The 11,002-nt window shown below is 56.6% G+C and carries 7 protein-coding genes; 3 read left to right on the forward strand and 4 right to left on the reverse strand.

Features of this window, described 5'->3' with window-relative positions; all coding sequences use genetic code 11:
* Positions 1 to 26 precede the first annotated feature (26 nt).
* Positions 27 to 986 (forward strand): beta-1,6-N-acetylglucosaminyltransferase, encoded by a 960-nt coding sequence (locus GGR27_RS16125; RefSeq protein ID WP_168039202.1) that lies wholly within the window; start codon positions 27 to 29, stop codon positions 984 to 986.
* Between the two features lie 290 nt (positions 987 to 1,276).
* Here GGR27_RS16125 and uvrB read toward each other — a convergent pair whose 3' ends face one another.
* Both uvrB and GGR27_RS16135 read right to left on the reverse strand, forming a co-directional pair.
* Positions 1,277 to 3,304 (reverse strand): excinuclease ABC subunit UvrB, encoded by a 2,028-nt coding sequence (uvrB, locus tag GGR27_RS16130; protein WP_168039204.1) that lies wholly within the window; start codon positions 3,302 to 3,304, stop codon positions 1,277 to 1,279.
* A 518-nt stretch (positions 3,305 to 3,822) separates the two neighbouring features.
* Positions 3,823 to 4,323, reverse strand: coding sequence for a GreA/GreB family elongation factor (locus GGR27_RS16135; RefSeq protein ID WP_168039206.1), 501 nt, complete (start codon positions 4,321 to 4,323; stop codon positions 3,823 to 3,825).
* 313 nt (positions 4,324 to 4,636) lie between these two features.
* On the opposite strand from GGR27_RS16135, the gene GGR27_RS16140 reads away from it, so the two are divergent.
* Both GGR27_RS16140 and GGR27_RS16145 read left to right on the forward strand, forming a co-directional pair.
* Positions 4,637 to 5,728 (forward strand): CotH family protein, encoded by a 1,092-nt coding sequence (locus GGR27_RS16140; protein ID WP_168039208.1) that lies wholly within the window; start codon positions 4,637 to 4,639, stop codon positions 5,726 to 5,728.
* A 177-nt stretch (positions 5,729 to 5,905) separates the two neighbouring features.
* Positions 5,906 to 6,625, forward strand: a complete 720-nt coding sequence (locus GGR27_RS16145; protein ID WP_168039210.1) for a hypothetical protein — start codon at positions 5,906 to 5,908, stop codon at positions 6,623 to 6,625.
* 230 nt (positions 6,626 to 6,855) lie between these two features.
* Here the strand turns inward: GGR27_RS16145 and GGR27_RS16150 are convergent, their stop codons facing one another.
* Positions 6,856 to 8,322, reverse strand: coding sequence for a glycoside hydrolase family 130 protein (locus GGR27_RS16150; RefSeq protein WP_168039212.1), 1,467 nt, complete (start codon positions 8,320 to 8,322; stop codon positions 6,856 to 6,858).
* A 185-nt stretch (positions 8,323 to 8,507) separates the two neighbouring features.
* The gene (locus GGR27_RS16155) at positions 8,508 to 10,952 is read right to left on the reverse strand and encodes a glycosyltransferase family 4 protein (RefSeq protein ID WP_168039214.1); all 2,445 of its coding nucleotides are present in this window, start codon (positions 10,950 to 10,952) and stop codon (positions 8,508 to 8,510) included.
* Positions 10,953 to 11,002 lie beyond the last annotated feature (50 nt).

An 11,002-nucleotide genomic window follows, 5' to 3' on the forward strand; every position in this document is an offset into this window, starting at 1 on the left:
GTATTATCATTGTGAAACCCACTGTCGTGAACTTACACTATCTTATTCTGGCCCACACACAACCCGCCCAGGTACGGCGGCTCGTCGATCGACTGTTGGGGCCAAACACTTATTTTTACGTCAACATCGATGCCAGCGTCGAACTGCAACCGTTCATCGAGGCTTTCCGGGGAAGCCCGCCCGAAGTTAACCTACTGAGCGACCGAGAACGCTACGCGACCTCCTGGGGAGACATCAGCCTGGTCGATGCCACCCTCAACCTCCTACGGCTGGCCCTGGCGACCGACAAAGATGGCTACTGTATTCTAATGAGTGGACAGGATTATCCCCTACGGAGCAACCAACGGATACGTAACTTTTTTCAACAACGGCCAACGACTAATTACCTGGAAAGCTTCAAGCTACCCACGAAACTTTGGTGCCGGGGAGGGATGGCCCGTATCAACGACTATAAATTCAATCTTTCTGGCCAACGGGAAGATTGTGTAGTTATCCCCCCCATCTTTACGCGCCGCTTTTTTCGCCTGGGCGTACTCAAGCGATGGACAAAAGCGCTCGCACGCGGCAAGTTGATCGCCCACCGAAAACTGCTGCGCCGCCGGAAGTTCCCCGCCTACCTGGAGCCATACGGAGGAGAACACTGGTGGGCCCTGACCACCGACACGGTAAAAGACGTACTAGCTTTCCTGATCGACCACCCCGATTACAGAATCTATCATGAGGATACCGTACTGGTGGAAGAGATTTTTCTGCACAGCATTGTTAACCATCTCTACCGGGATCGCCCCGAGAGAATCGCACCCAAAGTCACCTACGCTAACTGGAATGAGGAAAGTGAATCGGGCCCGGTTAATTTTCGCCTGCAGGATCTCGACCTAATAAAAGGACTATCTCCTTCTTTCCTTTTCGCCCGCAAATTCGACCAAACCGAAGATGCCGAGATCCTTAACGCACTGGATGCCTACCGTGGTGAGGTGTCCGTTTGATTTCAGCTTTCGTGCGCGGCATCCCCTACGCTTATGCCAAGCTTATCTCCGTAATTAGTTAACTACTACTTCACCTATAGATAATCCCGCAGCCGGAATACATCAACCCCCAAGTTAGTGGATGAACGATAATGCTCCGCAGGTAAAGGCTCAAATCCCCCACCTCTGATCTTGGCCGGGCCGCGAACAAAGTTTTGATCGCATCCACTCAACTTATCAATGGAGTTAGGAAATGATAATCTTTCTACAGACCACAGACTACAGACCACAGACCACAGACCAAAAATCACCTACCGCCCCCCATTCAACCGCGCCTTCAGCGCAAACACCTCATCCCGGTACTGCGCCGCGCTCATAAAGTCCAGCTCCTTAGCCGCCGTCTTCATCTTCCGTTCCGCCTCCTTCATCGCTAGCTCGATCTGGTCCTTTGACATGGAGTTCAGGATGGGGTCGTTCGCGTTGCTGATCTCGACGCGCTCGACGTTGCTCACCCGGGCTTTTTTACCCCGGACGTCGAGGATGGTGCTCCGGTCCATAATTTCTTCCCGCGTTTTGGCCAGCGACCGCGGCGTAATGCCGTGTTCTTCGTTGTGGGCGATCTGGACGGTGCGGCGGCGATTGGTTTCGTCGATCGTCTTCTGCATGGAGTCGGTGACGACGTCCGCGTAGAAAATAACTTTGCCGTTGACGTTACGGGCCGCGCGGCCGGCCGTCTGGGTAAGGCTTCGTTCGTTGCGGAGGAAGCCTTCTTTGTCCGCGTCGATGATGCAGACAAGGGAGACTTCCGGTAAGTCAAGTCCTTCCCGGAGCAGGTTGACCCCGACCAGCACGTCGAATTCTCCGAGGCGTAAATCCCGGAGGATCTCCACCCGCTCCATCGTATCGACTTCGCTGTGGATGTAGCGGACCTTGACGCTGAGGGAATCCAGGTAGGTAGTCAGTTCCTCGCTCATCCGCTTGGTGAGCGTCGTGACCAGCACGCGTTCGTTGGCCTTTACCCGGTTGTCGATTTCTTCCAGTAAATCATCGATCTGGTTGATGCTCGGCCGGACTTCGATCGGCGGATCGATCAGGCCCGTAGGCCGGATGAGTTGCTCGACGATCTCGCCGCCCGTCTGTTCCAATTCATAGTCGCCCGGGGTGGCGGATACGTAGACAACTTGATTGATCAGGCTCTCGAATTCGGTGAAGTTGAGTGGCCGGTTGTCCATCGCCGAGGGGAGGCGAAAGCCGAAGTTGACCAACGAAAGCTTCCGCGCCCGGTCGCCGCCGAACATGCCGCGGACCTGGGGGATGGTCACGTGGCTCTCGTCGACGATCATCAGAAAATCGTCCGGGAAGTAATCCAGTAAGCAGAAGGGGCGGGTGCCGGGTTTGCGGCGGTCGAAGAAGCGGGAGTAGTTCTCCACGCCGTTGCAGTAACCGAGTTCTTTGAGCATCTCCAGGTCGAAGGCCACGCGTTCGTGGATGCGTTTGGCTTCCAGCAGGCGGCCCTCACGCTCGAAGTAGCGTTCCTGCTCGTAGAGTTCGTCCTCGATCTGGGCGATGATGCCGTTCAGTCTTTCCTTCGGGGCGACGTAGAGGTTAGCGGGGAAGACGGCCGCAAACTCCAGCGTCGTGATGCGTTTGCCGGTTTCGATTTCGAAAGTCTCGAGGGTTTCGATCTCGTCGCCGAAAAAGATGACGCGCAGGCCGTGCTCGGCGTAGGGGAGGTTGATGTCTACCGTATCGCCCCGGACGCGGAAGGTAGCGCGCTTAAATTCCGTTTCGGTGCGGGCGTAGAGGCTATCAACTAGGTCATACAAAAGTCCGTTACGGCTCTTGATCTGCCCCGTTTTTAGGCGAACGATGCCGGATTTATAATCCTCCGGGTTGCCCATACCATAGATAACGGAGACGGAGGCAACGATGACGATGTCCCGGCGGCCCGTTAGTAAGTTTGAAGTAGCGCGCAACCGCAGCTTATCCACTTCCTCATTGATCGCCAAGTCCTTTTCGATGTACGTATCCGAAACCGAGATGTAGGCTTCCGGCTGGTAGTAATCGTAGTAGCTCACGAAATATTCTACGGCGTTATCCGGAAAGAACTCTTTGAACTCCCCGTAGAGCTGCGCCGTCAGGGTTTTGTTGTGCGTCAACACCAGCGTCGGCCGGTTCAACTTCTCGATGACGTTGGCCATCGTGAACGTCTTGCCCGAGCCCGTCACCCCGAGCAGCACCTGCCCGCGTTCACCCTGCTCGATGTTGTGGACGAGTTCCTTAATGGCCTGCGGCTGATCGCCGGTGGGGGAGAAGGGGGAATGTATCTTGAATGCCAAAGTATGTTATTTAATTAGGCCAGAAGGGCTTCGGTATCTATACGCCCCTACAAACTGTAGCTCTCGGACGGCGATTAATATTCAACTTATTGAATTACAAGGTTACTTACTGATCGTCCCTTGAGCCTGGCCAATATTTTGGTGCCTGAAAGGCGTCAAGAAATCCGTACTGTCTGAGCCTGCACGGATTAATTATGTAACCTACCAGATGATGTTACCAATAAAGTTAATCTTGAAACACAAAGTGAGTGGCGAGTTTAGCTGCGCTGATCGTCGTTCCTCCTCATAGTTACGGATTTTAGCTTTTTGGGCACCAAAATATTGATCAGCCAGGCTCACAGGACAAGAATTTTGCTCCTTTTCTTCCGAAAAGGAGGGCAAAACGGGCAGAAACAAAGGCGCTATAATCGGGCAAACATCTCGCTACCGAACACATTTATCGTCGCGTGCAACAGGGAAGTCTCCGAAAAGCAGATTGTCGCTCTAATATTGTCGATGAACTTATATCTTAATATGAACTAATATTCAATCCCCAAAACCTCCAACTTCCGCACCTCCCCACCCAACTGAAAATCAGCCGTCTCCCCGGCGTACAACCCGGTGATCGCCCGCACGATCGGCGCCGTAAAAGCCAGTTTCCCTTCCTTAACGTTCGCCTCGTCCACCCCGACGATCTGAAAGGTCTGCGGTTTCTTCATCCCGGAGTTCTTCAAAGTCACCGTCGCGCCGAAGCGGACTTCGTCGGCCGGTTGGTCGCTGAGCTTGATGGGGCGGGCGGTGCTGATCCGTCCGTTGAGCAGGGCGAGTTTACCGTCGAGGACGGTGGTGGCGCGGCGGTGCTCGTCTTCGTTGTTGGTGGGCAAGGCGGATTTCTCGGCTTCCAAACCTGATTTCTCGGACTGTAGCGCCTGCAGGCCGGCGGGCGTGACGTAGTTATCCACGCCGGCGGGCAGGGGCGCGCGGGGCGGGATGATGGGTAACTCTTCCTGGTCTGATTCTTTGACGAAGCCTCGGCTCATGGCGGCGGGGTTTAGTAGGGTAAACCCGGTAGTCCGCTTGTGGTTGGCCCGATATTCGTTGCTTTTTGAGGAATAACCCGGCACCCGCGACCGCGCCCAACTGTCCTGCGCTTTTCTACGATGGCGCTTTGCTGCGCGACTCCTCGTCAATGCTACCAAGCACCACGCGGGTGTGCATGAATTATGCGAGGCCGCGGGTGCAAAGTAGGTGAGTAAGGAGTAGAAAGCGGAAAACCACGCCGTTCGTCGATGAAAACCTAGGCGCGCTCGAAAAGAATCGCCCGGCGGGGGAGTGTCCCCCCATATTTGGTGCATGAAACGGAAAATAGACCAGGTAATCGAGAATAATGCAACCCTGGCAAACTCCGGCTCGTCCCTCCTCCTAAACCCGCTTACCGCACCCATCATGAAATCTTTTTCCACTTTAGTAATTTGTCTTTTAGTTAGTTGTGCCGCTTTCGCCGCGCCGCTGGAAGATGCACCGAAGGGCGGAAATAGTCTTTTTGACCGCTGGGCCAAACAGGAAACGCTCTCCATTTCGCTCTACATTAATATGGACAGCCTCGAGATCAACCGCTCCTCCGCTGACTTCCTCCCCGCCACCGTGCTGGCCGGCGGCGAGGAGTTGGCCCTCGAAGTAGCCGTCCGGGGCCGCTTCCGCCGCCGCACCTGCGAAATGCCGCCGATGAAGCTGAAATTCGCCAAAGCTGGTCTGCGCGCCCTCGGCCTCAACACCCACAACGACTTCAAGCTCGTCACCCACTGCACCAGCGACGAGGCCGGTCGCGACGCCCTGCTGCGCGAGCAACTCGCCTACGAGTTGTACGGTACGATCAACCCCGCCGCCAGCTTTCGCACCCAACTACTGAGCGTCACTTACGTCAACACCGCCGACGGGACTACCGAAGAAAACGTCGCTATCCTCATCGAAGACTACGACGAGCTTCAGGACCGCCTGGCACTCGACAACTGTAAAGACTGCTACAACGCCACCGCTGACGAGATCACGAACGCCGAGGAAGTCGCCCTTTTTCAGTACATGATTGGAAACGCGGACTACTGCAATACGATGTTACGCAACCTGAAATTGATGACGAACGAAGCGGGCGAAAAAACGCTCGTCCCCTACGATTTCGACTTCAGCGGCTTAGTTAACGCGGACTATGCTTCCGTCGATGCTCAATTTGGACAGACGGACGTCACCGATCGCCTCCTCAAGTGGAGCTTCGCCGCCGACTGCGACCTGACCGCCGCCACCGCTAAGTTCCTTGCCCACCAAGATACCCTGCTGGCCCAGGTCGAAAACTATCCCGGCTTGAAAAAAGCCAGTAAGCGCGAGATCACGAAATACCTGAAGGGCTTTTTCCGCGAGCTCGCTAAAGGAACCATTGCCCCGGCAAAATGAGGTTAGAGTTTTTACTAGTTTCTTACGGCTGTCCACAAATTAGTGGGCAGCCTTTTTTGTTAACGACCGGAGCAGGGTGCCTACCGTACCTTCGCCGCACCCGCCCACCCACCGTGAGGGGCACCACAATAAACCGCTATTTCCACCGAGCTTCCGCGCATCATCCCCACCTTGCTCATGGCCGCCACCACGTTGGCGGCGCTGGGGATCGGCGTGCTCTACTTTCTAAAACGGTCGGGTGACAAACGCCCTAATTATCTCTACGGCACGTTGCTGCTTACCGCCGGCTTTACGCAATTACACTTTTTGCTGGAGTTCACGGGTCAGTTTCAGCGGCACCCGGACTGGAAATTCTTGCCCATCTACTTTAGCCTCTGGCTGCCCGTGCTGCTGTTTAGTTACGTTAAGATCAGTCTGTACCCCGCGTACCAGTTTCGGTGGACGGACCTCAAACACCTCGCCTTCCCAATCGGGCAGACGCTTTATTTTATCTGCATTTGGCTGGTTCCGGCGTACCGCCACGAGGCGGGGCGGTATTTCTACAACCCTTTCTATGGTGCCTTCGAGCAGGCACTTTTCCTGGCCGGTTGGCCGCTGTACGTCCTCTTTTCCGTGCTCTACATGCGCCAGCGGCGGCGCTACCTCAACCGGCGGAGCTTGCCGCGGCAACTCTGGTACATCCGCAAATTGCTCAAGGGGTGCGTCTTTTTTATGGTCGCCTACACCATTCTCTCGCTGGCGGATTTTTTCGCCTTTAAGTTTTACGTGGCGGACTTGCGCAGTCAGGTCTGGTACGCCGGGGCGCAGGCGCTTTCGTTCACGACGCTCTTGCTTTGGCTGTGCGTTTACGGAGGGCAGGTCCTAGTCTGGGGGCGGAAGTTGCTGCTGTCTCGGTGACAAAACACTGCTCTCGTCTAAACTACCTGGCACCCGCGACCGCGCATCGCTAAGCTAATTATTTTGCGCGGCCGCGGGTGCAAAGCAAGTTAGTGGAAGAGCACGTTAAACAATGTTTTGATCGCAAAAGCACAAAATCACAAACCAGTCTATTTGTACAACTAAGCAGTGACTCCTTTCTGTGTTTTTGTGCTTTTGTGGCAGAACTCAACTCGTGGAGTAGTACTTAGTCAAACCTCCACCATAGCCTCCACCAACTTCTCCAGCGGCACCGTAGCGAACCGCGCCGCCTCGTCCGAGATACCGTAAGGGATCACGATCTCCCCGTTGTGTAACATGCTGCCGCAGGAGTAGACGACGTTGGGCACGTAGCCTTCCCGCTCGTCTTCGTCCGGCGAAAGCAGTGGCTCGGGAAGTCGTTTCAGTACGATGGTTGGGTCGTTCAAATCCAGCAGCATCGCCCCGAGGCAGTAGCGCCGCATCGGCCCCACCCCGTGGGTGATCACCAGCCAGCCGTGCTCCGTTTCGATCGGCGAGCCACAGTTACCGATTTGGTACAACTGCCAGTCGAAGGCCGGTTTCGTCAGGAGCTGCGCGTCGTCCCACACCTGGAACTTGTCGCTTTTGATGATGTAGTTATTGATCCCGTCGATCCGGCAGAGCGCGTAGTAGCTGCCGTTGATCTTGCGGGGGAAGATGGCGTGGTTTTTATTGATGGCCGCTTCGCCGTAGACGGGCCGGATGGTGAAGTCATAAAAATCACTCGTCTCGATCAGCATCGGCCGGATCTGCTTGCCGTTGTAGGCCGTGTAGGTGCCGTAGTAGCAGGTGGAGCCGTCGTCCTGGGTGAACTGCGTGAAGCGGGCGTCCTCCATGCCGCGCATCTCAAAATCAATCATTGGGTAGAGCACCCGTTCGCTCAGGTCGGTGTCGAGGCTGAACTTGATCTCGTAGTAAGCATCGGCGACGGTCATCAGCGTGTTGAGCTCGTCGCGCTCGGAGCTGTCTTCGGGGAAGTTCTGCCAGAGGTGCCAGTAGCGTTCGTAGAGCTCGCGGTGGTTGAAGTTGTCGGGCAGGTCGGTAACGAGGCGTGCGAGCATTTCGTCGCTGACGTTCGAATCCTTGTGCGTCCGCTCGGCAAAATCTTCCTTATCGTAAGTGCAGTAGCGCACGTTACGGGACAGCGCCACGAACCGGCTGGTGGGCTCGGCGCGCGGTTCGTTGTCTTTGCCCAGAATGATGTTGCGAAACACGATGCTGGAAATGTGCCCTTCCCCCACGGCACGCATACTCATCACCAAGCGTAGTTCCCCTTCCTGCAAATCCGTCTGGTCGTGCGCCGGGACGATGCTGGGGTTGAAAAATGCCGCTGATTCGATGCTGTATTCGTGGGTGAAATAGGCGCCGATCAGTGCTTTGGTGTCGTCGGAAGCCTGCATCACCGCCTCCCGCTTACCCGGCACCCGCTCCAGGGCCGCTTCCAGGTGGCGACGAAAAGTATCGGTAATGTTGCGGTGCCGCCCGGCGAAACCACGCAGGGTCCGCATCAATTGCTCGTGTACCTCCCGCTCCTCCATTTCGAGGACTCGCACCATAAGTTCCTGCGCCCGGCGCTCACCGGCCCAAAAAAATCGTCCGATCACGTGGGTGGGGTCTCCGTACAGGCGGAGTTCTTTTCTGTCTACGGCTACTTGCATGTTGCTTCTGGGGGTTAAACTTCTTTGCGCCGGGGCCACCTACCGCTGCTTTAAGCTCGGGGCCTTGACTATAAATCTGAGGAAGGGCAAATATATATAGCAAAATGGGAGCAAAGCGACTGCTTTGCTCCCACCGTAGCAATTTTCCTTTGGCTTTCCGCCCCGATTACCCCTTAAACCATAGGTTATTCACCGACCCCCGGGTACTGATGTCCTTTTTTGAACAGTCGCGCGTAAGCGAGTGATCCGGTGTACTGGCCGAGCGCGGTTGCGGAGACGATGCTGGGTGATTGTTGCTCGTCCGCCACGAGGACCGGTACCCGGTCACCCCCGCGCGCCGGAGATGTGCCGTGCGCTTTTCCGACGGTAGATTTATTTGTAGTGGTCTTTTGCGACTGCGAACTCACCATACCCGCCACGGCGACGGTACTCACCAAGTAGGCCAGTAAGCTTTCCGCCCCCTGGTTCTTATTCGGGCCGAACTCGGTGAGTCCGTCGTAACAACCGGCCGTTTCTGCGCAGTACAGTAATGCCCCCAAATCATTGTTGCCATGAAACCAGCTGTAAGCCGTACGAAGCCTCCGCTCGTCCGCGGGCCGGCCGCTGCGTTGAAAGGCTTCCATGTGCAGCAGCACTTCGGCCATAACTTCCAGTGGCTGCTGGTCGAACTGCTCCGGGGTGGCCCCGCGGTGGCAGGTTTCGTGGCAACCCACCGGGCGCGGCACGCCGTTGATGATCGTGTATTTAGCTAAGAAGTCCGTGGTCGTGCGGGCAATGGCTCTGACGTGTTTCTTGGGCAGCACGCGCAGGGACCGGTAGAGGGCCAGCGGCATCAGCGCGTTGTCGTAGGTGAGGTAGGCTTCGAACCATTCCCAGTCGTCGTGGCGATTGTCCTGGTAGTGGTTCAGTAGCCGGTTGACGCTGCGGTCGAGGAGGTCGAGCAGGTTTTCGTCGTCCCTCGCCCCCAGGTATTCACTCAGGGCGATGATGCCGTAGCTCAGTGTGCGGGGGCTCGTTTTCTGGTCGAGGTAGCTAATGGCCCGCACGAAGCACTCCTGAGCGAGTTGGCCGAGGTCCTTCCGGGGTGGGGCGGCTACGCACTTGGCCAGGCCCCAGAGGGCGCGGCCGTAGCTGTCCTCACTGCCCTGCGGTTCGAGGAACTCCCGTCCGTACGACATGAAATTCCGAAAGCTACCGTCCTCGTTCTGCGCGTGAAAGATGTAGGCGAGGTAAATCTCCGTCAGGCTGATTAGTGACTTCCGCTGTTGGTGGCTGATCGCTTTGGACCCCAGCGCCAGGCAGGTGAAGAGCAGTGCGCGGCCGTTATCGTCCAGGCAGTAACCTTCAAAACGGTTCGGCGTGGCGAATTTAGCGTGTTGGATCAGGCCGCAGTCGTCGGTCATGCGGAGGAGGTGCGCCAGGTCTAGGTCCGGTACCACGTCAGAATCTTTGCCCAACTGTGGATTCAGTTTCGCTGATTCGTAGGCCGTCTTTGCGTCATCAAACGCCTGAATGTATTCCGCGCCGATTTTCGGCCAAAATAAGTGCTCTCCGTAAGCCAGGGCGGTTGCCCGGATGGTTGCTAACGCCGCTTCGTCGCCGAGTAATTCGAGCAGTTGCTCGGAAAGGTTATCCGAATCGTGAAAGGGGAACAGGCGACCCCGGCCCTCGGCGAGCAGCTCCGTAGCGTGCCAGAAAGGCGTACTCACCACGGCGGCCCCGGCACCCACGGCGTAGGCCAGCGTACCGCTGGTAATTTGGGCAACGTTGGGGTAGGGGATGACGTAAACGTCGATCGCCGTCAGGCATTCGAACAAGTACTGCTCAGAAGCAAATTCGCTGATCATGAGCAGGTTGTCCCGCACGCCGAGTTCGTCGGCCAGTGTGTGCAACCATTCGCGGTATTCTTCGCCGGATTCCCGCACCACGTTTGGGTGGGTTTTACCGAGGACGACGTAGAGCGTACTGGGGTGTTCGGCCACTACTTCCGGAAGCGCCCGGATGACCGTCTCGATGCCCTTACCCCGGCCCAGCAGACCGAAAGTGAAGATTACCCGGCGGTCCTGCCAACCGAAGCGTTCGCGCAGCGCCTGGCGCGGCGACGTTTTAATTTCCGGTACCCCGTGCTCGATGACTCTGATCTTGTCCGGCGAGCAGGCGTAAACATCTTCCAGAAAGGTTCGTGCCATTTCCGACATCACCACCATCACGTCCGCCCGCGAGCACAGTCGCCGCAGTACGGAACGCTGTCCGTCGCTGGGGTCCTTGAGTACCGTGTGGCAGGTCATCACCATCGGGACTTGTAACCGGCTCGCCAGGTCCAGTAGGTAGTTGCCGTCCGGCCCGCCGAAGATGCCGTATTCGTGTTGTACGACCAGCAAATCAAAACCGCCTTCGTTGAGGTAGTCCGCCAGTGCGGCGTAAGCCGCCCGCTCGTCGCGGGGCAGGGTGCGGGTTACTTCTTTTGGGTACGCGTGCTGCTGCCCCGCGTCTTCAATCGCAACGATTTCGGCGAACTCCGAAATATCTTCCCCCGGTAAGTTCGCGAGAATCGCCCGGGCGAGGGAGTTAGTAAAGGTGGCAATGCCACAGGCTTTGGGGGGATAATTCCCGAGGATGGCGATTCTCATTGTCAGGTTGTTGCTAAGACTAAAAATAGTATAAAAACTACACAAAATCG

Source organism: Neolewinella antarctica (assembly GCF_011927835.1).
In the GTDB taxonomy this organism is placed as follows: domain Bacteria; phylum Bacteroidota; class Bacteroidia; order Chitinophagales; family Saprospiraceae; genus Neolewinella; species Neolewinella antarctica.

Coding starts and splice junctions, on each gene's coding strand:
- GGR27_RS16150 (WP_168039212.1), bottom strand. CDS start 8,322: ATGCAAGTAGCCGTAGACAGAAAAGAACTCCGCCTGTACGGAGACCCC.
- GGR27_RS16155 (WP_168039214.1), bottom strand. CDS start 10,952: ATGAGAATCGCCATCCTCGGGAATTATCCCCCCAAAGCCTGTGGCATT.
- GGR27_RS16135 (WP_168039206.1), bottom strand. CDS start 4,323: ATGAGCCGAGGCTTCGTCAAAGAATCAGACCAGGAAGAGTTACCCATC.
- GGR27_RS16140 (WP_168039208.1), top strand. CDS start 4,637: ATGAAACGGAAAATAGACCAGGTAATCGAGAATAATGCAACCCTGGCA.
- GGR27_RS16145 (WP_168039210.1), top strand. CDS start 5,906: ATGGCCGCCACCACGTTGGCGGCGCTGGGGATCGGCGTGCTCTACTTT.